The 25409-nt window shown below is 66.1% G+C and carries 25 protein-coding genes and 1 tRNA gene; 8 read left to right on the forward strand and 18 right to left on the reverse strand.

Translation table 11 applies throughout. The annotated features are described in order from the left end of the window. Window positions 1-78: 78 nt before the first annotated feature. Both QX135_RS02410 and QX135_RS02415 read right to left on the reverse strand, forming a co-directional pair. Window positions 79-492 carry a YkvA family protein gene (locus QX135_RS02410; RefSeq protein ID WP_315758657.1) on the reverse strand — a complete coding sequence of 138 codons (414 nt, stop codon included), beginning with the start codon at window positions 490-492 and terminating at the stop codon, window positions 79-81. Window positions 493-597: 105 nt separating this feature from the next. Further along, entirely contained in the window at window positions 598-1017 is a 420-nt protein-coding gene (locus QX135_RS02415) for a 4a-hydroxytetrahydrobiopterin dehydratase (RefSeq protein ID WP_316180648.1), read from the reverse strand. 245 nt (window positions 1018-1262) lie between these two features. On the opposite strand from QX135_RS02415, the gene QX135_RS02420 reads away from it, so the two are divergent. Together QX135_RS02420 and QX135_RS02425 are read left to right on the forward strand one after the other, a co-directional pair. Continuing rightward, window positions 1263-2621 (forward strand): TAXI family TRAP transporter solute-binding subunit, encoded by a 1359-nt coding sequence (locus QX135_RS02420; protein ID WP_316180646.1) that lies wholly within the window; start codon window positions 1263-1265, stop codon window positions 2619-2621. Between the two features lie 139 nt (window positions 2622-2760). After that, a complete protein-coding gene (locus tag QX135_RS02425; protein ID WP_316180644.1) occupies window positions 2761-4332 on the forward strand; it encodes an alkaline phosphatase D family protein in 1572 nt (523 codons plus the stop codon). Between the two features lie 45 nt (window positions 4333-4377). On the opposite strand, the gene QX135_RS02430 is transcribed toward QX135_RS02425, so the two are convergent. Next, entirely contained in the window at window positions 4378-4752 is a 375-nt protein-coding gene (locus tag QX135_RS02430) for a response regulator (protein WP_315797944.1), read from the reverse strand. A gap of 168 nt (window positions 4753-4920) precedes the next feature. Between QX135_RS02430 and QX135_RS02435 the strand changes: the two genes are divergently transcribed. The 3 genes from QX135_RS02435 to QX135_RS02445 all read left to right on the forward strand — a co-directional run bounded on the left by QX135_RS02435 (window position 4921) and on the right by QX135_RS02445 (window position 9276). Further along, complete coding sequence (locus tag QX135_RS02435; RefSeq protein ID WP_315778188.1) at window positions 4921-5682, forward strand: Crp/Fnr family transcriptional regulator; 762 nt, start codon at window positions 4921-4923, stop codon at window positions 5680-5682. A 396-nt stretch (window positions 5683-6078) separates the two neighbouring features. Then, entirely contained in the window at window positions 6079-7905 is a 1827-nt protein-coding gene (typA, locus tag QX135_RS02440) for a translational GTPase TypA (RefSeq protein ID WP_315740466.1), read from the forward strand. Window positions 7906-8031: 126 nt separating this feature from the next. Continuing rightward, window positions 8032-9276 (forward strand): NAD(P)/FAD-dependent oxidoreductase, encoded by a 1245-nt coding sequence (locus tag QX135_RS02445; RefSeq protein ID WP_316180642.1) that lies wholly within the window; start codon window positions 8032-8034, stop codon window positions 9274-9276. Between the two features lie 99 nt (window positions 9277-9375). Here the strand turns inward: QX135_RS02445 and QX135_RS02450 are convergent, their stop codons facing one another. The 6 genes from QX135_RS02450 to QX135_RS02475 form a co-directional block, all read right to left on the reverse strand. After that, the gene (locus QX135_RS02450; RefSeq protein ID WP_316180640.1) at window positions 9376-10260 is read right to left on the reverse strand and encodes a LysR family transcriptional regulator; all 885 of its coding nucleotides are present in this window, start codon (window positions 10258-10260) and stop codon (window positions 9376-9378) included. A 7-nt stretch (window positions 10261-10267) separates the two neighbouring features. Next, window positions 10268-11338 carry a YeiH family protein gene (locus tag QX135_RS02455; RefSeq protein WP_316180638.1) on the reverse strand — a complete coding sequence of 357 codons (1071 nt, stop codon included), beginning with the start codon at window positions 11336-11338 and terminating at the stop codon, window positions 10268-10270. A gap of 136 nt (window positions 11339-11474) precedes the next feature. After that, window positions 11475-11885 carry a thiol-disulfide oxidoreductase DCC family protein gene (locus QX135_RS02460; protein ID WP_315740469.1) on the reverse strand — a complete coding sequence of 137 codons (411 nt, stop codon included), beginning with the start codon at window positions 11883-11885 and terminating at the stop codon, window positions 11475-11477. Then, complete coding sequence (locus QX135_RS02465; protein WP_316180636.1) at window positions 11885-13213, reverse strand: SDR family oxidoreductase; 1329 nt, start codon at window positions 13211-13213, stop codon at window positions 11885-11887. Before QX135_RS02465 ends, QX135_RS02460 begins: the two co-directional genes overlap by 1 nt. Before the next feature lie 10 nt (window positions 13214-13223). Continuing rightward, the gene (locus QX135_RS02470) at window positions 13224-13691 is read right to left on the reverse strand and encodes a DUF2269 domain-containing protein (RefSeq protein WP_315740471.1); all 468 of its coding nucleotides are present in this window, start codon (window positions 13689-13691) and stop codon (window positions 13224-13226) included. Window positions 13692-13700: 9 nt separating this feature from the next. Next, window positions 13701-14603 carry a dienelactone hydrolase family protein gene (locus QX135_RS02475; RefSeq protein WP_316180634.1) on the reverse strand — a complete coding sequence of 301 codons (903 nt, stop codon included), beginning with the start codon at window positions 14601-14603 and terminating at the stop codon, window positions 13701-13703. 240 nt (window positions 14604-14843) lie between these two features. Between QX135_RS02475 and QX135_RS02480 the strand changes: the two genes are divergently transcribed. Next, on the forward strand, window positions 14844-15353 hold the full coding sequence (locus tag QX135_RS02480; RefSeq protein WP_006611902.1) for a GNAT family N-acetyltransferase: 510 nt from the start codon (window positions 14844-14846) through the stop codon (window positions 15351-15353). 187 nt (window positions 15354-15540) lie between these two features. After that, window positions 15541-16077 (forward strand): inorganic diphosphatase, encoded by a 537-nt coding sequence (ppa, locus tag QX135_RS02485; protein ID WP_011923519.1) that lies wholly within the window; start codon window positions 15541-15543, stop codon window positions 16075-16077. A gap of 61 nt (window positions 16078-16138) precedes the next feature. Here ppa and folD read toward each other — a convergent pair whose 3' ends face one another. The 3 genes from folD to QX135_RS02500 form a co-directional block, all read right to left on the reverse strand. Then, window positions 16139-17023 carry a bifunctional methylenetetrahydrofolate dehydrogenase/methenyltetrahydrofolate cyclohydrolase FolD gene (gene folD, locus QX135_RS02490; RefSeq protein ID WP_316180632.1) on the reverse strand — a complete coding sequence of 295 codons (885 nt, stop codon included), beginning with the start codon at window positions 17021-17023 and terminating at the stop codon, window positions 16139-16141. 258 nt (window positions 17024-17281) lie between these two features. Next, entirely contained in the window at window positions 17282-17620 is a 339-nt protein-coding gene (locus tag QX135_RS02495) for a DUF167 domain-containing protein (protein WP_316180630.1), read from the reverse strand. A gap of 93 nt (window positions 17621-17713) precedes the next feature. Continuing rightward, window positions 17714-18004: a YggT family protein gene (locus QX135_RS02500; protein WP_315740475.1), complete on the reverse strand. Its 291-nt coding sequence runs from the start codon at window positions 18002-18004 to the stop codon at window positions 17714-17716. Window positions 18005-18185: 181 nt separating this feature from the next. On the opposite strand from QX135_RS02500, the gene QX135_RS02505 reads away from it, so the two are divergent. Then, window positions 18186-18261: transfer RNA gene (locus tag QX135_RS02505), tRNA-Ala, on the forward strand. 137 nt (window positions 18262-18398) lie between these two features. Here the strand turns inward: QX135_RS02505 and QX135_RS02510 are convergent. The 6 genes from QX135_RS02510 to QX135_RS02535 all read right to left on the reverse strand — a co-directional run bounded on the left by QX135_RS02510 (window position 18399) and on the right by QX135_RS02535 (window position 25327). Then, the gene (locus QX135_RS02510; RefSeq protein WP_316180629.1) at window positions 18399-19205 is read right to left on the reverse strand and encodes a glutamine amidotransferase; all 807 of its coding nucleotides are present in this window, start codon (window positions 19203-19205) and stop codon (window positions 18399-18401) included. 80 nt (window positions 19206-19285) lie between these two features. Further along, complete coding sequence (locus QX135_RS02515) at window positions 19286-20065, reverse strand: SDR family oxidoreductase (RefSeq protein WP_315740477.1); 780 nt, start codon at window positions 20063-20065, stop codon at window positions 19286-19288. Window positions 20066-20282: 217 nt separating this feature from the next. Further along, the gene (locus QX135_RS02520; RefSeq protein WP_316163026.1) at window positions 20283-20750 is read right to left on the reverse strand and encodes a TerB family tellurite resistance protein; all 468 of its coding nucleotides are present in this window, start codon (window positions 20748-20750) and stop codon (window positions 20283-20285) included. A gap of 125 nt (window positions 20751-20875) precedes the next feature. After that, window positions 20876-22285 carry an adenylate/guanylate cyclase domain-containing protein gene (locus tag QX135_RS02525; protein WP_316180626.1) on the reverse strand — a complete coding sequence of 470 codons (1410 nt, stop codon included), beginning with the start codon at window positions 22283-22285 and terminating at the stop codon, window positions 20876-20878. Between the two features lie 69 nt (window positions 22286-22354). Next, entirely contained in the window at window positions 22355-23746 is a 1392-nt protein-coding gene (locus QX135_RS02530) for a cytochrome P450 (RefSeq protein WP_315740480.1), read from the reverse strand. Between the two features lie 207 nt (window positions 23747-23953). Next, window positions 23954-25327 carry a hydrolase gene (locus tag QX135_RS02535; RefSeq protein ID WP_316163028.1) on the reverse strand — a complete coding sequence of 458 codons (1374 nt, stop codon included), beginning with the start codon at window positions 25325-25327 and terminating at the stop codon, window positions 23954-23956. Window positions 25328-25409 lie beyond the last annotated feature (82 nt).

Genomic DNA, 25409 nt, shown 5'->3' on the forward strand with positions numbered 1-25409 from the left:
GGCTTTTTGCTGTCGTTTGCCGTTGTGCCCGTCCGAGGCGCTGACTGCGGGAACCCGGCTTGCCGGCCCGAGCCGCCGTCAGCCGATATTCTCGCCGTCCTTCGCGACGTCAGCGTTCTTGTCTGCCGCCAGCCGCGCGAGTACGGCGCGGGCCGCGGCATGATGGTCGGGCGTGATGTTCGAGGCGACCATGCGGATGGCGGTGGCGAGCACCGCCGCGTCGTCGGTGAAGCCGAGGATGGGCAACACGTCAGGCATGAAGTCGAACGGCACGACGAAGTAGGCGATGGCGCCGAGCAGGGCGACCTGGACGTGCCGCGGCGTCTCCTTGTCGAAGGCGCAGTAATACGCCGCAAGCAGCTCCTCGGCGAACGGCAACCGCGCGACAACCTTCTTGAACTTGATCCAGAAACGGCGGCGAAGGGTCTCGCGATCCCGGGCCAGCCGCTCCGCGGGCTCGAAGCCAACGTTGTAGTCGGTCGCATCCGACATGATGTCCGATCTCCGGTTCCAGACGGCGCTGGAGGCGCGGTCCTCGCCCTCGGATGTGGTGATGGCGACGCCGGCCGCAAGGCGCGTGCCGTCGTCGCCAAGGCCTCAGCCGCGCATCGTTGCGGCGATCGCATCCATCGCCTTGGCGAGCTCGATGTCGCGCGTGGTCACGCCGCCTGCGTCATGGGTCGTGAGGACCACCTCGACGGTGCGGTAGACGTTGCGCCACTCGGGATGATGGTCGTGCTTCTCGGCGACCAGCGCGACCCGGGTCATGAAGCCGAACGCTTCGTTGAAGTTCTTGAACGTGAAGGTGCGGGCGATGGCCTCACGGCCCTCCAGCTCGGACCAGTCGGGAAGCTCCCGCAGGGCGGTGGCGCGTGCCTCCGCCGACAATCGTTGCGGCATCTCGATCTCCTCTTGTGGTGCAATCGACCGGACACGTGGCAGCGTACGGGCGATTGCGGGGCTACCTCCGGCTGGATCGCGCCGGTGTCCGGTTGCCAAGACTAGCCGAAAACGCATCCCGATCAGAGCCTTGTCACAGGCGCCGTGCCGGAGGGGCTCGGAACTGCCCCGATCCTGCGGTAACTGGCGCGGTGGTAACCATGACGCAGATGTCACCCCGGGCGGACAAGAAATTTGCTACAGTTCAGCTCTATCGAAGGACGACGTGGCCAGACGAAGCCGCCGGTGGCGTCGCCCGGCCTGGGACCACCGGAGGACGGAATCTGGTAGATACTCAGACCACGCCAGCGCAGCGCTCACGGATGCGCCCTGCCGTGTTCATCGTCATCGCCGGGATCCTCGCGGTCGTCGGCGCTTTGACGGGTGCCTACTATTTTGCGATGCGTCCCGTGGTGCTCAAGATCGCGGTCGGTCCGCCCAACAGCGACGACCTGAAGGTCGTCCAGGCCCTGACCCAGGCCTTTTCCCAGTCGCACGCCTCCGTCAGGCTGCGGCCGGTTCCGACCGAGGGCGCCGCCGAGAGCGCGCAGGCGCTGGCCGCCGCCAAGGTCGACCTTGCGATCGTGCGGGGCGACCTGGAGGTCCCAAAGAACGCACAGGCGGTAGCGACGCTGCGCAAGAACGTCGTCGTCCTCTGGGTGCCCTCGTCCGGCAAGGGCAAGAGCCGCAAGGGTGGCGCCAAGATCACGAAGATCTCGCAGCTCGCGGGCCACAAAGTCGGCATCATCGGCCGGACGCCGGCGAACGCGAACCTGCTGAAGGTCATCCTGCGCCAATATGGCGTCGACCCCGGCAAGGTCGAGATCGTCCAATTCCCGATCACCGAGGCCGCCGAAGCAGTCCGAAGCCAGAGGGCCGATGTCTATCTGGCGGCCGGTCCCATCAACAGCAAGATCACGGCGGATGCGATCGCCGCCGCCACCAGGGAGGGCGGCCCCCCCACCTTCCTGGCCATCGATTCCGCCGGAGCCATCGCACAGAACCATCCCGAATACGAGGCCACCGAGATTCCGGCCGGCGCGTTCGGCGGGGCGCCCGATCGCCCTGAAGATGAAGTGAAGACGATCAGCTTCAATCACCACATCGTGGCACGCAAGGGCCTCGCCGAATCGACGGTCTCGACGTTCACGCATCAGCTGTTCTCGGTGCGCCAGCAGCTGATGTCGGAATTTCCGCTTGCCGCCAAGATCGAGACGCCGGACACCGACAAGGACGCCGCGATCCCCGTCCATCCCGGCGCGGCGGCCTTCGTCGATGGCGAGGAGAAGACCTTCCTCGACCGCTACAGCGACTACATCTGGTGGAGCCTGATGGCGCTTTCGGCGATGGGCTCGGCCGGCGCGTGGTTCGCCGGCTATCTCAAGCGCGACGAACGCACCATCAACACCTCGCTGCGCGATCGTCTGCTGGAGATGATCACGATCGCGCGCAAGTGCGATTCGACCGAGGAGCTCGATCAGCTCCAGGCCGAGGCCGACGAGATCCTGCGCAACACGCTGACCTGCTTCGAGGACGGCGCGATCGAGCACGCGGCGTTGACCGCCTTCAACATCGCGCTTGAGCAATTCCACAACGCGGTCGCCGATCGCAAGCTCATCCTGATGAGCATGCCCGCCAATCTGCAGCGAACCGGCGCGCAGTTGCGTGCCGCCGGCACCTGAGGTCTGCCACGCTCCCCTTGCGGCGGTGTCGCGCGCTGCCCAAGACGCCGCGTGTAATTCCAGCGTCATCAATCTTTTCTAGGTCTGCCGGGCCGTGGCTCGCGCCTGCTCCCGCGCGCGATCCGATCAGGAGATCCGCATGACGCTTCGCATTCCTCGACCGCACGCCGCCCTGTCCCGCCGCCGCTTCCTGTCGACGGCCGCCGCAGCCGGCGTCACGACGCTGGCGATGCCCTATCTGAGCCGCGCCGCCGACCGGCCGCAGATCACGCATGGCGTGCAGTCCGGCGACGTCGGCATGGATGGCGGCGTGGTCTGGGCGCGTGCCGATCGGCCGTCGCAGATGCTGGTCGAGGTGGCGACCACCGAGTCGTTCAAGGACGCGCGAGCGCTGCCACCGATCGCCGCGCTTCCGGAAAGCGACTTCACGGCCAAGATGCTGATCGACGGCCTTCCGAGCGGCCAGGACATTTTCTATCGTGTCAAGTTCCGCGACCTGTCGCATACCGCGGTCGAAAGCGAGGCCGTGGCCGGCCGCTTCCGCACCGCGCCAGGCAACAAGCGTGACGTCTCGTTCGTCTGGGGCGGCGACGTGGCGGGGCAGGGCTGGGGCATCAACCCCGACGATGGCGGCATGTTCACCTTCTCGACGATGAAGAAGCACCGCCCGGACTTCTTCCTGCATTCCGGCGACACCATCTATGCCGACGGCCCGATCAAGTCCGAGGTGAAGCTGCCGGACAGCAAGGTGTGGAAGAACCTCACCGTGGAAGAGAAGGCGAAGGTCGCCGAAACGCTCGACGAGTTCCGTGCCGCTCACAAATACAATTTCCTCGACGAGAACGTCCGCGCCTTCAATGCCGAAGTGCCGATCTTCGTGCAGTGGGACGATCATGAGGTCACCAACAACTGGTCGGCCTCCAAGGAGCTGCCGGCCAGCTACAAGGAGCGCAACATCCAGCTGCTCGCGGCCCGCGCGGCGCGCGCCTTTCACGAGATGTATCCCATGCGCGAGAGCATCATCGAGCCGGGGCGCGTCTATCGCACGATCAATTACGGCCCGCATCTCGACGTGTTCGTGCTCGACGAGCGCAGCTACCGCGGCGCCAACGGTCCCAATCTCGAGGACAAATATGGTCCGGCGTCCTACTTCATCGGGCCGGAGCAGATGCGCTGGCTGAAGCAGGCGCTGCTCAATTCGCGCGCGACCTGGAAGGTGATCGCCTCCGACATGCCGCTCAGCATCATCGTCTATGACGACGCGGCCAACAAGAAGGGCTCGGAAGCGATTGCCCAAGGGGACGGCCCGGCGCGCGGCCGCGAGCTCGAGATTGCCGAGATCCTGCGCTTCATCAAGACGGCGCCGATCCAGAACACGGTGTGGCTGACGGCGGACGTGCACTACGCGGCCGCGCACTATTATGATCCGAACAAGGCGCAGTTTCAGGACTTCGAGCCGTTCTGGGAGTTCGTCTCCGGTCCGCTGCATGCCGGCACGTTCGGTCCGAACGAGCTCGACAACACCTTCGGCCCCGAGGTGCGCTTCATCAAGGCGCCGGGCCTCGATAAGCAGAACCTGCCGCCATCGGCCGGCATGCAGTTCTTCGGCCACGTCAAGATCGAGGGCGCCACGGGCCAGATGACCGTGACCCTGCGCGATCGCGCCGACGTCGCGCTGTGGTCGACCACGCTCGATCCGAAGCTGGGCTGAGCTGTCGTTGTTCGGCGGCAGGACGATCGCGTGCGGCGACGGCAACTAATCGCGTCGCCGCAGCACCGCCTCCAGCGCGTCGGTCGGGCAAGGCTTCGGCAGCCGTGGCCGGTCGGCGAACGCGGCCGGCACGCGGTCGGCGCCATAGCCGGTGGAGAAGGCGAAGGGAATGCCGAGCGCCGTCAGCCGCTCGGCAATCGCAAAGCTCTTTTCGCGGACCAGGCCGACATCGAGCAATGCGAATTGCGGGGTGCGCTCCGCGATCATGGCGAGCGCGGTCGCGACGTCGGCTGCGATCCTGATGTCGGGAACGCCGAGGTCGGTAATCGTGTCTTCCAATCCGAGCGCAATGATGGGGTCGTCTTCGACGACCAGCACATGTTGATAAAGCTCGGGCACGCCTGATTGCGAGCTGGTCATGGGATCTGCGGGTTCCAGGATGAGGGATGGGCGCCGCAGCCGGCGTCTCCTCTTGAGTGCGCTGGCGGGTTCCTGGAACCAAGGCAGCATATCAGAGTTCCTGTGTCGGTGCACTTGTGAACACAAGGAGCACGAATCACGCACATGCGTTGCGCGCAGGGGATGACGATGCTGAGCCAGGGTGTGACCACGCTGAACCGGGAGCGGCCCCACAACAACCTGCTGCTGCGGCTGAGTGCGGCCGACTACGCGCTGATTTCGCCGTATCTGGTGGAGGACGAGGCAACGCCGAACGATCTGCTCTACAGTCCCGGGGACGACGTGCAGATCGTGCATTTTCCCTGTGGGCCGGCGCTCACGTCCTATCTCGTCCCCAATGAGGACGGCCGCGACGTCGAGACCATCCTGGTCGGCCGCGAGGGCGCCGTCGGCGGCATCGTCAGCGAGGGCTTCCTGCCGGCCTATACGCGGATCGTCGTCAAGTTCGGCGGCCCGTTTGCACGGCTGCCACTGTCCCGCCTGGCGGCCGCCAAGCTGCAATCCAAGACGCTCCGCAACGTGTTCGCGCGCTACGCCGATTGCATGCTGGCGCAGATGTTCCAGTCGACCGCCTGCAACGCGATTCATTCGATCGAGCAGCGGACGGCGAAGTGGATCGTGGCCGCGATGGACCGCACCGACGGCGAGCCGATCGTGCCGCTGACGCATGAGCAGCTGGCGACGCTGCTCGGCGTCGGCCGCAGCTATGTCAGCCGGGTCGTCCAGACCTTCCGAGCCGAGGGCATTCTCGAAACCCGCCGCGGCGCCTTCATGGTGCGCGACTTCGACGCGCTGAAGCGCCGCTCCTGCCTGTGCAACGAAGCCGTGAAGACCCATTTCGAGGAGGTCCTGCGCGGCGTCTATCCGACCGAGCAGGCTGCGACGGGCTGAGCCCGCAGGCGTTTTTTACTTTCCGCGCATAGGCGCAGCCGACGGCTGTCAGTGCTGGTCCTCGTGGGATTGCCGGTCGGAGTGGTTGGTCTCGTCTTCTACCGCGCCGCCCGGAAGCGTGCGGTCGCGGAGGCGTTAGCCAGCCGCTCGGAAACCGCTCCTCGTTCCTGAAAGCAGTCATTGTTTTTTGGCATTTTCTGCCTATATTGCGCCGCAACGCGTGAGGTCTGCCCGGTCGATTGGCCGGGCTTCCTATTTGGGGCTGCCGGCCCCTGCCGCCGAACGAGTTTCGCGAGCGCGCGTCGTAAAGCTAACAGCTTGATTCGACTATAACAAAGCGCGCGCCCCGCCGGGGACAGAGCACGGGCTCTTGAGAAAGCTTAGAAGACACCGACCATGAATCTTCGCAACATCGCCATCATCGCCCACGTCGACCACGGCAAGACCACCCTGGTTGACCGTCTCCTGCAGCAGTCGGGTACCTTCCGCGAGAACCAGAAGGTTGCCGAGCGCGCCATGGACTCGAACGACCTGGAGCGCGAGCGCGGCATCACCATCCTGGCCAAGGCCGCCTCGGTGCAGTGGAAGGACACCCGCATCAACATCGTCGACACCCCCGGCCACGCCGATTTCGGCGGCGAGGTCGAGCGCATCCTGAACATGGTGGACGGCGCCCTGGTGCTGGTCGACGCCGCCGAGGGCCCGCTGCCGCAGACCAAGTTCGTGGTCTCCAAGGCGCTCAAGGTCGGCCTCAAGCCGATCGTCGTCATCAACAAGGTCGACCGTCCCGACGCCCGTCCGACCGAGGTCATCAACGAGGTGTTCGACCTGTTCGCCGCACTCGACGCGTCCGAGGAGCAGCTCGACTTCCCGATCCTGTACGGGTCGGCCAAGCAGGGTTGGATGGCTGAGAGCCCGGAAGGTCCGAAGGACGCCGGGATGCAGCCGCTGTTCGACCTGGTGCTGCGCCATGTGCCGGCGCCGTCGGTCGAGGAGGGGCCGTTCCGCATGATCGGCACCATCTTGGAGGCCAACAACTTCCTGGGGCGCATCATCACCGGCCGCATCACCTCGGGCAGCATCAAGCCCAACCAGGCCGTGAAGGTGCTGAACGCCGAGGGCAAGGTCGTCGAGCAGGGCCGTATTTCCAAAATTCTCGCGTTCCGCGGCATCGAGCGCGTGCCGCTCGACGAGGCCGAGGCCGGTGACATCGTCGCCATCGCAGGCCTGACCAAGGGCACCGTCGCCGACACGTTCTGCGATCCCTCGGTCGAGACGCCGCTCCCGGCGCAGCCGATCGACCCGCCAACCGTGTCGATGTCCTTCATCGTCAACAACTCGCCGCTGGCGGGCACCGAAGGCGACAAGGTCACGAGCCGCATGATCCGCGACCGCCTGCTGCGCGAGGCCGAGGGCAATGTCGCGCTGCGCGTCGTCGAATCCGCCGACAAGGACGCCATGGAAGTGTCGGGCCGCGGCGAATTGCAGCTCGCGATCCTGATCGAGACCATGCGCCGCGAAGGCTTCGAGCTGTCGGTGTCGCGTCCGCGCGTGGTGCTGCAGAAGGACGAGGCCACCGGCGCGTGGCTGGAGCCGATCGAGGAGGTCGTGATCGACGTCGACGAGGAGCATTCCGGCGTCGTCGTGCAGAAGATGAGCGAGCGCAAGTCCGAGATGATCGAGATGCGCCCGTCCGGCGGCAACCGCCTGCGGCTGGTGTTCTACGCGCCGACCCGCGGCCTGATCGGCTATCAGGGCGAGCTGCTGACGGACACCCGCGGTACCGCGATCATGAACCGCCTGTTCCACGGTTATGCCCCGTTCAAGGGCGAGATCGCCGGCCGCCGCAACGGCGTCCTGATCTCCAACGACCAGGGCGAGGCGGTGGCCTACGCGATGTTCAAGCTGGAGGACCGCGGCCCGATGATGATCGAGCCGGGCTGGAAGGTCTATCGCGGCATGATCGTCGGCGAGCACACCCGCGACAACGATCTCGAGATCAACGTGCTGAAGGGCAAGCAGCTCACCAACATCCGCACCACATCGAAGGACGAGGCGGTCCGTTTGACGCCGCCGATCCGGATGACGCTGGAGAAGGCGCTGGCCTATATCGAGGACGACGAGCTGGTCGAGGTCACGCCGAAGTCGATCCGCCTGCGCAAGAAGCATCTCGATCCGAACGAGCGCAAGCGCGCCGAGAAACAGAAGGAAGCGGTGGCGTAATTTCCGCCCTCCATTCTCAAATGCGTCATGGCCGGGCTTGTCCCGGCCATCCACGTTTTGGGGCTTGCGAGGACGACGTGGATGCCCGGCACAAGGCCGGGCATGACGACGGAGTTGGATGAGCCAATGTCTTTCCCATCCTCCATCGACATCGCCATCATCGGCGCGGGTGCCGCGGGCCTCGGCGCCGCACATGCGCTGCAGGACAAGGGCGTCTCGTTCATCGTCCTGGAGGCCCGCGACCGCATCGGCGGCCGTGCTCACACCATCATGGCTTCGCCTGACGTCACCTTCGATCTCGGCTGCGGCTGGCTGCATTCGGCTGATCGCAACTCCTTCGTCGGCATCGCCGAGCAGCTTGCTTTCACTATCGACACCAGCCGGCCGCCCTGGCGCGACCAGGCCTATGACGCGGCATTTCCGCGCCACGAGCGCGAGGAGTTCTTGCGGGCGCTGGAGGCGTTCTTTACGCGCACCGCAGAGGCCGCCAAGAGTGGCCGCGATGCCCCGGCGAGCCTCTGCCTGGAGCCCGGCAATCGCTGGAACGGCATGATCGATGCGATCTGCACCTATCTCAACGGCTGCGAGCTCGACCAGATGTCGCTGCTCGATTTCGAGGCCTATGAGGACACCGAGCTGAACTGGCGCGTTCGCCACGGCTATGGCGCGCTGGTCGCCGCCTATGGCGGGGGCCTGCCGATCGCCATGAGCTGCAACGTGACCCTGATCGATCACGGCGACACGCGCATCCGCCTGACGACCTCACAGGGCACGCTGACGGCCGACAAGGTCATCGTCACCGTGCCGACCAGTCTCATCGCCGACGAAACGCTCCGCTTTTCGCCGGCCCTGCCGAGCAAGGTCGAAGCCGCCGCTGGCCTGCCGCTCGGTCTCGACAACAAGGTGACGCTGGCGCTCGACGGCTGGGAGCACCTGCCGAGGGATTCGGGCATGCGCGGCCGAAGCCACACCGCGCGGGTCGGCAGCTTCCAGCTGCGCCCGTTCGGCCAGCCCTGCATCGAAGGTTTTTATGGCGGCAGCTTCGCTCGCGAGATCGAAGTGGCGGGCGAGGGGGCCTTGGCGGCGCAGGCGATCGACGACATCGTGGCCCTGCTCGGCAACGACATCCGCAAGAGCCTCCGTCCGCTCGCCGAGTCCCGCTGGGGCGCCGACCCGTTCGCGCGCGGCGCCTATTCGCATGCACTGCCCGGACATGCCGACAAGCGCGCCGTGCTGGCCGCGCCGGTTGATGATCGGCTGTTCTTCGCCGGCGAGGCGACGCCCGTGGATTTCTTCTCGACCGCCCATGGCGCGCGCGACAGCGGCGAGCGCGCGGCGCGGGAGGCTCTGGCGTCGTTAACCAGGCGCTAGCACATCCACCGTCGTTGCGAGCACAGCGAAGCACTCCAGACTGTCACCGCGATGGGATTTCTGGATCGCTTTCGCTGCGCTCGCGATGACGTGCCCCAATCATTCCGTCTTCCCCACCATCCGCAGAAACTCCCGTGCGGCCTGCGTCTGGTGATGCTCTTTGTGGCGCAGGCTGTAGAAGTGCCGCTTGGGCAGCTCGATGTTGGCGACGGCGAGCAACCCCGCCTTGACGGCGCGCATTGCCACCAAGCGCGACAGCACCGTGACGCCGGCGCCGGCTTCGACGGCGCCGCGCACGGCCTCGTTGGACGGCAGGTCGAACACCACATCGAGCTCGGCCGGAGTGATTCCGAAGCGGCCCAGCGCTGTTTCGAGCGCGGCGCGCGTGCCGGAGCCCTGCTCGCGCAACACCCAGCGTGCCGTCCTCAGGTCGCTGGTTGTCACCGACCTGCCGCGGCACAGCGGATGATCGATCGGGCCGACCAGCACCATGTCGTCCTCCGCGACCGGCTGGGCCGTGAGCACGGGATCGTCGACATCGCCCTCGACGAAGCCGAGATCGGCAGAGCCCTCGCGGACCTGGGTCGCGACCTGCTCGGTATTGCCGATCGACAGTTGCAGCTTGATCGCCGGATGCGCGGCATTGAAGCGGTGAATGAAGGCCGGCAGCCAATAGCCCGCGATGGTCTGGCTGGCCGCCAGCGCCAGCCGCCCCCGCTTCAGGCCGGCGAGATCGTTCAGCACGGTCTCGGCGGCGGCCGCGCGCGCCAGCACCGCCTTCGCTTCGACGAGAAACGCCTTCCCGGTCGCCGTGAGCACGATGCGGCGTCCGACGCGATCGAACAGCTTGGTCTCGTAGCGGGCTTCGAGCGCGGCCACAGCCGCGGATGTCGCCGACTGGGTCAAATTGAGGTCGCGGGCCGCCTGCGTGACGTGCTCGCGGGTCGCGACCGCCACGAAGATCCTGAGCTGTTCGAGCGTCACGTGCGTCCTATGTGGTCAGCTTCACCAGGGCCAGGCTGAAGCCTGCGATGAACAGGAAGGCGAGCAGGCCCAGCGCCAGGGGCCGCAGGCCCTTGGCCTTGAGCTTGGCGAAATCCGTTTCCAGTCCCATCGCGGCCAGCGCCATCGACAGCAGGAACGTGGTCGCCGTCACGATCACGGTCTTCATCTCGGCGGGTATGCTGATCACGCTGTTGAGGCCGACCAGCGCAATGAAGCCGAATACGAACCAGGGCAGCGGCGGCTGCGCATTGCTCCGGGTCTCGCCGCCATGGCGCGCGCGCCGCGTTGCCAGCAGGCCGAGCGTGAGCACGACCGGTGCCAGCAGCATCACGCGGGCCAGCTTGGCGATGGTGCCGAACTCGCCGGCCTGCTGGCCCTGCTGAAACGCGGCCGCGACCACCTGGGCGATCTCGTGAATGGAGGCGCCGCTCCACAGGCCGAAGGCGTGCGCGTCGAGATGCAGCAGCGCCGGAAGCAGCGGATAGATGAACATTGCGATCGAGCCGAACACCGTGACGCAGGCCACCGCATAGGCGACGTCCTCGTCATGGGCGCGCGTGACCGTGTTGGTCGCGATCAAGGCCGATGCGCCGCAGATCGAGGTGCCCGCGGCGATCAGCTCCGCCAGCTTGCGATCGATGCCGAGCAGCCGTCCCATCCACACCGTGAACACGAAGGTGCCGGTGAGGCTCAGCGCGATCACGGCGAGACCACGCGCGCCGACCTCGATGATCTGGGCGGCCGTCAGTTGCAGGCCGAGCAGGATGATCGCCAGCCGCAGCACGCGGCGCATCGAAAAGGCGACGCCGGGCTTGGCTCGCGCCGGCGTGCCGATGACGTTATGCAGCACCATCCCTGCCACGATCGCCATTATCATCGGGCTGAACAGGCCGAGGCCCGGCACCAGGCGCAGCCCGAAGGCACCGGCCGCGAGCGCCGCGGACAGCACGAGCCCAGGCAGCAGCGTCGATGCCGCCGGCGTCGCCGGCGCATAGGCAGGTCGATGAGGAACGGCAACGGGCGCATCGGCGATCAAATCATGCGACGGGGCAGCCATGGAAAACTCTCCCAAACAGGGTCTGGAGAGGAGAATTTCATGCTGCGATCAATCGATCCAACAGATTATATCGTATATATCATTCGTTAAAATCGATTAATTCCTGGCTCGCTCCCTCATCTCACCGCGGATCGGATCAGGACTCCAGCACCCGCCTTCGCAGCTCGGCATCGGGCACGAAGCAGGATTCGTATTTACCGAAGATGCGGTAGCGGTTGCGCGCGACCAGGCTGTAGACCGCATCGCGCAGCGGCTTCGGGATGGCGCGCAGCGCGCGCGTCCAGCCCCAGCCCGGCAGGCTCGACAATACGGTCAGCGCAGCATCGGATTTCAGATGCGCCTTGCCGCCGTGCACTACCGCATTGGTGTCGGGCTCCTGGGGATCGATGCCGAAGGCCTGCGCCAACCGGGTGCCGTAAGGCGACTGGATCGGCGTGAAGCGGAAGCGCTTGGCGGTGTCGCGCGCGATCACGAATTGCACCCAGCGGGAGCAGAACACGCAGACGCCGTCGTAGAGGATCACGTCGTCGTCGGGCCAATGGGTCATCATCGATTGTCCATCATGAGCAGCGCGACCAGCATCAGCACGATCGCTGGTCCCGTCTTCACCAGCGCGCCGAGCGGCTCGAGCCAGAGGTCGGGCGTGAGGATCGCGCAGCCGAGCATGTAGCCGAGCGAGACGAGGATGCCGGAGGCGAGCCCGAATGCTGCGGTTCTGCGGAACGCGATCAATACGCCGACCGAGATGTCCATCATGCTGGTGATCGCCGCAAACGGGGCGGCGAACCAGTCGGGCCAGCCGCGCGTGGTCAGGATCGCCGTGGTCGCGGGGAACGAGACCAACAGTGCGATCGACCCCGACGCGACCCAGAACAACACCAAGCCGGCAATGATCAGCGGCTTGATCAGGAACAGGCGTGCGAACCATTTGTCCTGAATGGTGGCGCCATGTGCGCCGACGGCGCGGTCCAGCGTCGTGGGTGTGATGCCGGTCGCAGCGATCCACGGTGCGGGATCGCCGTGCACCCCGCGGCGAAGCTCGGCAATCGCGGTGGTGCGCATCGGCGGCATCCAGCCGAGCCGGCTGCAGAGGTCACCGGCGAAAGCGCCGAGATTGATCAGCGGCGCGGGCACGGCAACGCGTGGCCAATCCATCGTGCCGAAACTGCGCCGAAACGCACCGAGCACGTCGCCAAGCGTCATCGCCTCGGGCTGCATCAGGTCCCAGCTCACCGCGCGCGTCGCCTCGTCATCGATCGGCCGCATCGCGAGCCAGGCGATCGTCGCGGCGATGTCCGCGACCGCCACCGGCTGGAACGGTGTCGCCGCATCCTTCGCCGGCAGGTCGACCGGAAGCGCCGCGAGCGCGCGGACCATCGCGCTGCCGCCATAGGCCGACGGTGCGATCACGAAGCCCGGGCGCAGGATGGCGTAGGGAATGCCTGAGGATGCAATCAGCCGCTCCGCCTCGCGCTTGGTCGTAGCGAAGGCGGTGTGATCCTCATCGGCCGTACCGGGGATCGAGATGTGAATGAAGCGCACGCGACGGCCGCAGGCCGTGATCGCTGCGAGCACGCGCGCGACGAACTCACGATGCACGGCCGTAGTGTCGCTGCGCGGGCCATCCTGCAGCACGCCGAGGCAGTTGACGACGACATCGATCTCGTGGGCGCGGATCAGACTCGCCAGAGCCGGCGCATCGAGCGCCATGATCGGCAGCTCGATGTCGAACGGCGACACGCGTTGTGATGGCGAGAACGCGCGCGCCACACCGACCGTCGCACAGCCACGCTGGCGCAGATCGTCGGTGATGAAGCGCCCGATCAGGCCGGAAGCGCCAAGCACGAGGATGCGGGGGTTGGTCGACGTGATCATGCGCGTCTCGTCAGAACGGCTTTGCGATCATCAGCCAGAGAATGGCCATGACCGCGCCGAAACCGGGGATGCCGCACAGGAACCAGCGGCGGAAGACGATGAAGTAGCGCGGCGGCAGCTCCTCGGCGCCGACGTCCGCGAGGCGCGCCAGGTCGCGCAGCTCGATCTGCATGAAGATCACCGGCACCCAGAACAGCCCGGCGACCGCGTAGAGCGCGAGCGAGGTGAGCAGCCAGCCGTCAGTCACCGCGGTCGACGACAGCCACATCAGCGTGCCGCCCGTGACCGGCTGCAGCAACACCGCGGACAATGTGAAGAGCATGTCGGCGATCACGACCACGCCGGCGGTGCGAGCGATGAACGCGGCCTCGCCACTCAGATGCGCCATCAGCATGAAGAATGCGATCCCCGTGCCGGTGCCGAGAATGACGATGGCGCCGAGCACGTGCAGATATTTGACCAGGAAATACAGCGTCATCGTGTCCTGCTAGTTCGGCGGCATCGGATGCGTCGATCGACGTGTCGTTGTCAGCGCCCTCGACAGCAAATCCGCCGCCAGTGCCACGCCGTCGTCGTGCTCGATCATCCAATGCCCCTCCTCGCCGGAAGGTGGCAACAGGTTGAAGCCCGCCTGGCCTCCAGCCGACGTGAAGGCATCCGCAAGCCGACGCGAAAGCGGTGGTGGAAAGTAGCTGTCATTGGCCGCAACAAGCCACGTGACCGGCACGCGCGCGCCGCGTCCGAACGCGCGGGCCGTATCAAGCAGGCGCGCCTCTGCACAGACACGCCCGGGCACGTCGTCGGCATGCCCGCCACGGCCGGGCGCGAACACGACGATTGCTGAGACGATCTGCGGCGGCTGATCGGCGAGCGCCAGCGCGCCCCAGCCGCCGGCCGAATGGCCGATGATGACGGCGCCGCCCTTCGCGGCGAACGGCTGCTCGCGCATGTCCGCGAGCGCGCGCAAAATCTGCGCCGCGGTCGCGCGTCCTGCTTTCTCATAGTCCGCGTCGGCGCAGCCGCCCTGGTCTTCGACGTAGGGACCGCCCGTGCGGCCGTGCCCGAGCCGCTCCGGGACCAGCACGGCATAGCCCCGCCCCACCAGGAGACGCGCCAGCGCCGTGTAGGTGGGCTGCGGCAGCTGTGCCCGCCACAGCGGATTCTGCGTCGAGGCATGCGCGATCACGGCCAGCGGAAACGGCCCGCGGCCGGCAGGCCGATAGAGGATCGCACGCGCGGGAATTTCGGTCTTGATGGACGGTATCAGCCATTGCTGCCGGCGCGCCGGCTCGGCTTCGGGCGACGCGGGACCGAACGGCTGTGCCGTTGCGCCGGCTGCCGACAGGACGAGCAGTGCGAGCAACCATGAGACGCAGCGAAGCAGCACCATTCAGCCGAACGGGAAGATGTTGAGCTTGCGCCACACTAGCCCACGCCGCGGCCGGTCAGATGCAGTTTTTCCCGCGACGTGTGAATCGGCGGTGACAGGACACCACCGACGCCCGACAATGTTGCGAAATTGTCCCTTTTCGGCACAGCTTTCCGCCACGGTGATGCCGAAAGTCCACAGGTTAACCGATCTTTAACGTGGCACCTTGAAGGCGGACCGCCGACTTGCTTTGATCTCGTCATGAGCACAACCCTGATCGAAGTCCGTCCGGCCAAGGCTGCAGATGCGGCTGCGGTGGCGTCAGCCCATGATGAAGCCTGGCGTTCCGCCTACCAGGGGATCATCCCTGGCGCAGAGCTGGAGAAGCTGATCAACCGGCGCGGCCCCCAATGGTGGGACAGCGCGATCCGCAAAGGCAGCCGCGTCAGCGTGCTGGTGTTCAACGACAAGGTCGCAGGCTATGCGAATTACGGCCGCAATCGCGCCCGCAGCCTGCATTTTGACGGAGAAGTCTACGAGCTTTATCTGCGACCGGAATTTCAGGGGCTGGGGTTCGGTCGCCGGCTCTTTCAGTCCGCCAAGCGCGACCTCGCGCAGAGCGGCCTGAAGAGCATGGTGGTGTGGGCGTTGTCCGACAACGATCCCGCCACCGAGTTCTACCGCGCATTGGGCGGCCGCATGGTCGCGCGGTCGTCGGAGCGCTTCGGGCCGAAGTCGCTCGACAAGGTCGCCTTTGCCTGGACCAACTGAGCCTGGACCGGCTGTGCTCTGTGCGCGTTAGGCGTTAACGCGCCCTCGAATTGAACTGAAAGTGTTGGCCTGAGGTAGCTGTTGCGCAGCCGCGATTTTTTTGCGACTGCGAATGCCAGCGCTCGCCTGTCGAGCGTCCGACCCTCAACGTTCAAGTTCCCAAACGTTCAAGTTCTACGGAGCATCCATGCGCATCGACGCCATCCCGATCGGGAAAGATCCGCCGCGCGAGGTCAACGTCGTCATCGAAGTGCCGGTCGGCGGCGAGCCGATCAAGTACGAGCTCGACAAGGAAGCCGGCACGCTGTTCGTCGACCGCTTCCTCTATACGGCGATGCGCTACCCCGGCAATTACGGCTTCATCCCGCACACGCTGTCCAACGACGGCGATCCCTGCGACGTGCTGGTGGCCAACACGCGCGCGATCGTGCCCGGCGCGGTCATGAGCGTGCGCCCGGTCGGCGTGCTGCTGATGGAGGACGAGGCTGGCGGCGATGAGAAGATCATCGCGGTGCCGTCCTCGAAGCTGACCCAGCGCTACGACAAGGTCCGCACCTATTCCGACCTGCCGGACATTACGCTGCAGCAGATCCAGCACTTCTACGAGCACTACAAGGATCTCGAGCCCGGCAAGTGGGTGAAGGTGCTACGTTGGGGCAATGCCGACGACGCCCACCAGCTGATCGCCGAGGGCATCGCGCGCGCCAAGGCCGCGAAGAAGTGAAAACAATTGACGTCATTCCGGGGCAGCCGCGCAGCGGCTGAACCCGGAATGACGCAGGTGGTTACACCGCCGGCTTCGGCAGCCCGGCAATGGCGCAGGCGGCGCGCAGCGTGTTGACCAAGAGGCACGCGACCGTCATCTGGCCGACGCCGCCGGGCACCGGCGTGATCGCGCCGGCGACCTCCGCCACTTCCGCATAGGCGACATCGCCGACCAGCTTCGTCTTGCCGTCAGCCGTTGGGATACGGTTGATGCCGACGTCGATCACGGTCGCGCCCGGCTTGATCCAGTCGCGCTTCACCATCTCCGGGCGCCCCACGGCGGCGTAGACCAGATCGGCGCGCGCGGTCAGCGCCGGCAGGTCGCGCGAGCGCGAATGCGCGATCGTCACCGTGGCGTTCTCGTTCAGCAGCAGCTGCAACAGCGGACGGCCGACCAGGTTGGAGCGGCCGATCACGATCGCGTTCATGCCCTCCAGCGAGCCGTGCACGGTCTTGCTGAGGATGATGCAGCCGAGCGGCGTGCACGGCGCCAGCGCCGGCTGGCCGCCGGCGAGACGGCCGGCATTGTGCGGATGCAGACCGTCGACGTCCTTGGCCGGATCGATGGCGTTGATGACGGCCTCGGTCTCCAGCCCCTTCGGCAGCGGCAGTTGCACCAGGATGCCGTGCACGGCGGGATCGCGGTTGAGCTTGCCGATCAAGGCCAGCAGCGCGTCCTGCGAGACGTCGGCGGGCAGCTTGTGCTCGAACGAGGCCATGCCGGCAGCCTGGGTCTGGGTGTGCTTGCTGCGGACATAGACCTCGGAGGCCGGATCGTTGCCGACCAGCACCACGGCAAGGCCTGGTGTCAGGCCATGGTCGCGCTTGACCCGCTCGACCTCACGGGCGACCTGCGCGCGCAGGTCGGCTGCAATGATCTTTCCGTCGATGATGCGCGCGGTCATTTTGCTCTATCCTCGGTTCAAAGGCTGTTCATCGAGCAAGATGCTGGCCGCGTGCTCCCACGCTCCCCTGGAGGGGGAGGGTCGATCGCACGCGAAGCGGGCGAGCGGGGTGGGGTGAAAGCCACGGATGCCGGTGGAGAGATCACCCCACCCCGCCTCACGCTCGCTTCGCTCACCGTGAGGCGACCCTCCCCCTCCAGGGGAGGGTGAAGATCGCCGCTTGCGAAGCCGAAAGGCCTCGGCTCGCGCTTCTTGCGTCTATTCTCGTTGTTTCCGGGTCGGCATATGGGCTGCAATGAGGTCGCGCAAGGCCTGATCGAGCGCCGACGGATCGCCGTCGATGGCGACCTGCTTCAGCCGTGACGTCGCGCCCGAGGTGATTCGCACGGCCTTCTTGGTGACGCCGATCGCCTTGGCCAGCAGCTCGGTCACGGCGCGATTCGCCTCGCCGCCATCGGCGATCGCGCGCACCCGGACCTTCAGCACATTGCGGCCGTCGGACAGCGTCTCGACGCCATCGACGGCGTCCCGGCCGCCGCGTGGGGTCACCCGCAATGCGAGGGTGACGCCGCCCTTCGAACATCGCCAAGGGACCATCGATAGGGACCCTCGATCCGAATCAGCAGCAGACCTGAATTGACGCAAGCAGCACCCTTGAATCCCGCGCGTCTACGTCAGTGCGTGCAGGCGCTAGACAAACAGACCCTGAAGCGCCGGGATGATCACGAACCGGATGAACTGGATGAGGATGAAGAGAACGAGAAACGAAAGGTCCAACGCTCCGGCAGGAGGCACGAAGCGCCGAATCTGTCGGAGCGCGGGCTCTGTCAGAGCATCAAGCGTGTAAAGCACCTGTCGGACCAAGTCGTTCCGGACGTTGATGACGCTGAACGCGACCAGCCAGGACATGATTGCCGCAACGACCAGGATGAACACGTAGAGGCCGAGAAGCCAGTCAACGAAGTCTAAGAGGCGTATCATCCGGGGTTCCTGGAACGAGATATCACCCGGTTAGATATCTGTTCCCTCCCGCGCAAACAAGGGAAGGTGCCCGTCAAGGCTAACAGGCGATGTGACCGTTCTTGACTTGACCAGGGCACCGACTGTAAATGGCGCCCGATCTGCCGGCCGCCTGTTCCCAACATCAAAGCGGTCGTGTTACGGGGCCATAGCTCAGCTGGGAGAGCGCGTCGTTCGCAATGACGAGGTCGGCGGTTCGATCCCGCCTGGCTCCACCACGCTTCGCCTTTCAGGCTACGCGTGGCGCAGCCACGCAATGCCTGAAAGGCGAAGCGTGGTGTCCGGCGTAGCCTCCTGCCGAAGCCGGGCTGAAGTCTGAACATTCCAAGCCAATCGATTGATCAGGACGCCGATCCTACTCCGCCGCCTCGGCCATCGCCGCCACCGGCTCGCGCGCCAGCCAGCCATCCAGAAAATGTGCCAGCCAGGCTCGCTCGGCGGCATCATGCATGGCGCGACCCTCGAAATGGTGGTGGCGCAGACGGGCGCCGGGGATGTCCAGCCGGGCATGTCCGCGGGTGGTCCAGCGGCACATCATCGCATAGGTCACGTCGGGGTGGAACTGCAGCCCGGTGGCGTTCTGGTATTGATAGGCCTGCACCGGAAAGTCGCCGCCCTCGGCGAGCAGATCGGCGCCATCAGGCAGATCGAAGCCCTCGCGGTGCCAGTGATAGACGTGATCAGGCCAATGCGGGCAAAGCCTGCGCCCGGCCCGGGTCGGGCGGATCGGATAATAGCCGATCTCGGCGCGCCCCTCTGGATGCGGCGCAACCGGCGCGCCGAGCTGGATCGCCAGCATCTGCGCGCCCAGGCAGATCCCGAGAAAGGGACGCTGCTCCCGCAGCGGCACCTCGATCCAGTCGATCTCGCGGCGGACGAAGTCGTCCGGATCGTTCGCGCTCATCGGACCGCCGAAAATAACGGCACCCGCATGCCCATCGAGCGTCTCCGGCAGCGGATCACCGAACCGCGGCCGGCGGAGGTCGAGCGGATAGCCGCGGGCGCGCAGGGCGTTGCCCACGCGGCCAGGGCTCGATGTTTCCTGATGCAGGATGATGAGGACGGGCCGCTGCGGCGCAGCCGCCGGGGCCAGCTTCGAGTAGAGATGCCGAACGTCCGCCTGGGTCCCGTTCGGATGGAGCGAAGGGTCTTGCCTGAGCATCACCTGGCGATCATAGCTAAGCAAAGGTTAACGGCGCGTGAGCGAGCGCACATTGCAAAGCAAGCGCCGGGCCAGCGCGATCAGGTCCGCTTCAGCTGCAGCCGGCCGACCGCGGCGAGGATGAAGCCGCGCGGGAACCAGCGCAGCATGAACGGCACGATCTTGATGCCGAGCCCGGGCAGCACCACGCGCTTGTCGGCCATCAGGCCGCGATAGCCGGCTTCCGCCACGGCCTTGGGCGAGACGTTGAGGATCACCGAATCCACGCCCGGCTTGAAGCCGGCGCGGTCTTGGAATTCCGACGGCACCGGACCGGGACACAGCACCGTGACCCGGACGCCATGCGGCGCCAGCTCCTTGCGCAGCGCCTCGGTGAACGAGATCACATAGGCCTTCGAGGCGTAATAGACCGCCATGCCAGGCCCCGGCAGGAACCCGGCCACCGATCCCAGATTGAGGATGCCGCCCTTGTTGCGGATCAACTGGTCGGAAAAGCGCAGCGACAGCTCGGTCAGGGCGCGGACGTTCACCGAGATCATGTCGAGCTGCTCGGTGCGGTCGAGCTGCACCGCCTTGCCGAACAGGCCGAAGCCGGCGTTGTTGACGAGATATTGCAGCTCCAGGCCGGCAGCCGACAGCGCAGCCTCGATGGTCGCGCCGGCGTCGGGGGAGGTGAGGTCACAGGGGATCACCAGCGGCGCCGGGCCGCCCTTGGCGGCGATCTCCTGCGCCAGCGCCTCGAGCCGGTCTTCGCGCCGGGCCGTCAATACGAGCCGGTGCCCGTTCGCGGCAAACACGCGCGCCAATTCGCTGCCGATTCCGGCAGAGGCACCCGTTACGAGCGTGACACGTTCACCCACGATCCCTGCTCTTCGATCACAATTCGCACATCATCCAATTGCGGCGGACGAGAGCATAGTGGGACGGGAACATGCAAGACACCGCGATGCATGGCCTTGCGCTGGATTGCGGCAATAGCCTCGGATTCACATGGATTTACATGAACGGGGGTGTCCGGAACAAAATTAAAGTTTGTTCATCTCCGCATGAAGTCGGTTCCACCCGGAGCGACGCGGTTCAAGCCGGGGCGCCGGACTTGCGCGCCGCCACCCGGTGCTTGAGGTCGAGGCGGTCATGCGTGGAGATGCCGAGCAGCTCCGAGGCGCGCCAGACCACATTGTCCTCGAATTCGGTGACCTTGCCGTCGGCGTAGACCAGCTCCCACATCATCTCGACGATGCGCAGGCGGCCGGCTTCGTCGACCTCGCGCATGATGACGCTGGTGAAGCGATAGAGATCGACCGCGTCGCCCTCCGCCAGCATGCCTTGCGCGATCAGCCGGTCGGCGCTGCCGGGATCGAGCCCGAAGCGCCGCTCGATCAGGCCGTGCAGCTTGCGACGCTCGATCTGGCTCGGTTCGCCGTCCAGCGAGATGACGTGGATCAGCAGGGCCGTCGCCGCGAGCTGATAGCCATTGTCGTCGAACGCCGGGGTCTGCTGCGGCGAAACGACGTCGGCGATGAATTGGCGCAGTCCTTCGAGCATGGCGTCCTTCGCTGTCAGATCCGTAGCGGACCGCAAACCGGCCGGCGAATGCTCATTATATGCAAATGCCGCGCTGCGCCGGCAATCCGCTGCGACCTTTGGACTGCATGACATTTCGGTAAGCCTCAGGGGATTTCGTACACCATCATGCGGTCGGCGATGCCGCGCAGCGCGGCGTGCTTCTGGATGGGCGCGATCTTCGCGCTCCGCAGGATGTCGGCAACGCCGGGGCTCTCGATCACGGGCGCGGTGAGATGGATCTCCTGCGCGGTCGACAGGCTCTGCACGCGCGACGCGATGTTGACGGTCTGGCCGAAATAGTCCTGGCGGTCGTTCAACATCACCGCGAGGCACGGCCCCTCGTGGATGCCGATCTTGACCACGAGATCCTCGGTTCCGCGCTCGGCATTGAGCCGCTGCATCGCCGCGCGCATGCGCAGGCCCGCGGACAGCGCATGCTCGGGCTGGATGAAGGTCGCCATCACGGCATCGCCGATGGTCTTCACCACCGCGCCCTTCTCGGCATTGATGATCTCCAGCAGCGCGCGGAAATGCGCGCGCACCAGGTCGAAGGCCGCGAGATCGCCGACGCGCTCATACAGCGCCGTCGAGCTTTTGAGGTCGGTGAACAGGAAGGTGAGAGAGGTGATCTTCAGCCGCTGGTCGATGTTGAGATTGTCCGCCTTGAACACGTCGCGAAAGGTCTGGTTGGACAATATGCGCTTGGCGGTCAGGAAAGGCCGGCGCTTGCCGAGGAGACGGTGGAGCGCATCGCCGGCAACGAAGACGGTCGGCAGCGTCCGTACGCCGGCCTGATTGTCGAGCGCCAGTCGCAGCGGGCCTGGACGCAACGTGATCGATCCGGTCGGAGGATGCGCCCTGTTGAATAGCAGTCCGAGCTGCTGGCGCTCCCTGGTGGGCTCGCCCTGAACGTCGATGAAATGCGCAGAATGCGTCACCGGTTCGAAGATGATGATGAAATCGGATGGGAGCTGCAGTGAGAGCACGGCCTTCTCACCGGCTGGCAGCTCGAGCGCATCAAGCGTCACTTCTTCGCTGAGCGAGGCAAAAGACTCCCGGTTGAGGTCGATCCCGGAACTCCAGAAGACCTGCTTGTAATACTCCCAGAGCGGCAGCGTGTTCGGATCGTGAGCGGCGATGCTCCTGACCTTGGAGCTCACGGTGAAAGCAACTTCGACCTGCTCGTCGATGGAAGGCTCGTAGCCGCAAGCGCATAGTCCGCAATGGTAATCGTCATGGCGGAGAGATTTCAGCGTGGCGTGCGCATCCAGCACGCCGCTGCAGCCAGGACAGAGCACGTTCCAGGTCAGATCGAACAAGCCGATCCGTGCAGCATGCAGGAACCCGGAAATAACCCGTTCTTCATCGAGACCGGCGCGCGCCGAGAACTCCAGGGCATTGATACGGTTGAGTTCGTGATCTTCACCCGCCTCAATCAACCGTGTGATCGCGTCCGCAACGGCCGGATCGGCGGTCTGCTTCAGAACCGAAAGCTGGGCCTGGATGTCGCTCATGGCGTGTTAAGATGGTGCCTAGCAAACCCACAAGCAAGAGACGAAGCGATGGCCCGGCCGCCGCCGGGATCAGACGCCCGCCCTGGGCGTGAGCTTGAACAGCGGCGAGCGATCCGGCTGGGTCGTGACCACGCCGACCGGCATCACGGGTGCGGCGTCGAGCATTTCGATGTCGAAGGCCGCCACCAGCCGTGCCAGCGCCAGCACCGCCTCGGTCAGGGCGAAATGAGCCCCGATGCAGACCCGCGCGCCCGCTCCGAACGGCAGATAGGCAAAGCGCTCCGGCGGCGGCGCGCCCGGCATGAAGCGATCCGGTATGAAGGCGTTGGGCGTTTGCCACAGCCTCTCGTGCCGGTGCAGCAGCCAGGGCGAGATCAGCACGACGTCGCCGCGCTTCACCTGGAACTCGGCGATACGGTCCGGCCCGCTTGCGGCGCGCGCAATCAGGAAGGCGGGCGGATAAAGCCGCAGCGTTTCGTCGATCACCGCGCGTGTGAATGGCAACTGATCCGGATTGCTCAGATCCGTCGCGGCGCGCGCCTCCTGCGCCAGCCTGTCCTGATTGGCTGGGTCGAGCGCGATGAGATACAGCGCCCAGAACAGCGCCGTCGCGGTCGTCTCGTGCCCGGCGAGGATCATGGTCGCGACCTCGTCGGCGAGCTGCGCATCGGTGAACGCAGCGCCCGTTTCCGGATCGCGTGCCGCGCCCATCAGGTCGAACAGGTCGCGCGGCGGCGCATCCTCCAGCTTGCCGGCCGCGCGCCGCTCGGCCATCAGCATGGCGACGAAGGCGGTCCAGCGCTTGCGGAAGCGTCGGCGCGCGAAGTCGCGCGGCGTCGGCCAGGACAGCGGCAACACGATGTCGAGCAGATGCGGGCTGGCCAGCCGCGCGCCATACTCGTAGACGAAATCGCGCAGGGTGGCGCCGTGCCGGCCCATCTCGAACGAGAACATCGTGCGGCCGGCGATGTCGAGCGTCATGCGCTGCATGATCTCCCGCAGGTCGAGCGGCTGACCGCATTGCTCTCTCAGCCGGACAACGGTCTCATCGGTCACCGCGACCATGTGCGGAACGAGGCCGGAAACGGCGCGCGGCGTGAAAGCCGGCGCCAAGGTGCGGCGCTGGTGCTTCCACGCCTTGCCTTCGGCGATCAGCAGCCCCTCGCCGAGCACTGGACGCAGCACGCGGATGGCACCGACGGTGCGGACGTAGTTCTCCCAATTGTCGACCAGCACATGCTTGATGGTATCAGGCGTATTGAGAATGTAGCTGGAGCTGCCGAAGAAGCGGCCGCGGATGATGTCGTCCTCATAGGCGCGCTGGCTCCAGGTCGCGATCGCGTTGTCGCCCATCATCAGCACGCGGCGCAGCGCGCCCATGCTGTCCGGCGCCCGCGGCGGCGTTGGAGGAACCAGTGGCAGGCGTGCCTGCGGCAGGTAGTGGACTTCGGCGGTACTCATTCACTGCCTCTCGACGCTGTCGTGAGCGGGGGACGGCGGACCGGCTGCACGGCGGCATGCCGAGCGCCGGCTGCTGTAGGACGAACCGGCCGGCCGCGGAACGGCGGTTTCCTGCCAGAGGTAATTCGGTCACCTCGCTTGCAACATGCGTGGGAGAGCGCGATTCAGCGCTCTCCCACGCCGTGATGTACCATCATACTCCAGCAACTAATTAGTCAGCTCGATCATCGCAATCCTGCTCTCCGATGCTGGCCAAAGACGGGCGGCGATGCGTTCCTCGTTGAACAGTCCGATGACGCTGCGCCCGACGTCGCCCGCCGGCAGCCGCAATGTCGTCGCTGCATCGGTCGGTATTCCCTTCTGTACGTCCCCGGGTTCCTTGCCGTCGAGCAGCACGATGTCGCGCGGCAGGCCGAAATAGCCGCGCGGCCTGATCATGATGAGAATCGCTCCGGCGCCGGCATCGGCCTGGCCGAGCGGCCGCGCCGCGCGCAGATGCACGACGTCGGACGAACGCGGGAACGGCGAACGGTAGAAGTGCGTGATCGGCGCGCCCGGCGAGGTCAGCACGATCTCGAGATAGGATGTCGGATCGACCTCCGCGGGACCCCAGCGTCCGTCGGCGCCGGCCTGGCCGCGATAGACAGGCTCGCCGTTGCGTGCGCCGGTCTCGATCGAGACGCGATAGACCTCCACGCTTGCGCCCGCCACTGGGCGATTGGTCGGCGCGCCGCCCGGCGTGCCCGTCACCAGGCCGCTGATCCGCACCTGCTGCTCGGGCTGGATCGCGATCTGCGCCGGCTCACGGCCGGCGATGAATTTGTAGATCTCGCGGAACGCGCGCGGGTGGAACGCGACCTCGCGATGGTCCAGCGCGCCGAGCACGAGATTGGTCGCGCCCTTCAACGCCGGCCCTTCCGCAGTGATCCCGGTGGGCACGCCGGGCTTGCCGACCAGCCGGCCATCGGCCTGCGCATATTTGTCGAGGCCGTCGCTGCGCAGCGTGAGGAAGGCGGTGCCCTCGGCCACCTCGCTGTCACCGACATTCAGTCCGCGCAGGAACGGGCCGCGGCCGTTGAACTCGCTGCCGGGGCTGTCCTCCCAGTCGAACACGCCATGATTGGGCGTGCCGCACAGCACCGCATGGCTGACATCGGCGCCGCCGCCGTTCTTCACCACGTTGCGGATCGCATTGCCGCCGCGCGAGCTGCCGACCAGCGCGATCCGCGCTGCACCGGTGCGCTCCTTGAGCGCCTTGATCGCTTCGGCAAGTTCGCGCCGCTGGTCGTCGGTCGACGAGCGACCCGGCTGCGCCACGGCGTCGTCATTGCGCGCCAGCGGGTCGGTGAAGTTGAGCGCGGCAAGGCGCGTTCGCGGCACGCCGTTGGATTCCATCCGCCACAGCGTCGTCAGCCAGAGCGCCGCGTGGTCGCCATTGCCATGCACGAACAGGATCGGGGGAATCTCGCCTGCCGATGTGGTCGCCGCCGCCGTTTGCGCACGTGCAGGTAAGGTCAGACCGCTGGTGAGCAGGGGCAGGGTTCCCATGGTCTGCAGAATGGTGCGGCGCGTCAGCTTCATCGGCGGTCTCCCTTTTGTCTCATTCATTTTGTGTTCGTTGGCCGCGGTCCATGATGCGAGCCTGAATAGCGAGCACTGGACA

Origin of the sequence: Bradyrhizobium sp. SZCCHNR1098 (genome assembly GCF_032489375.1) — a bacterium.
In the GTDB taxonomy this organism is placed as follows: Bacteria; Pseudomonadota; Alphaproteobacteria; order Rhizobiales; family Xanthobacteraceae; genus Bradyrhizobium.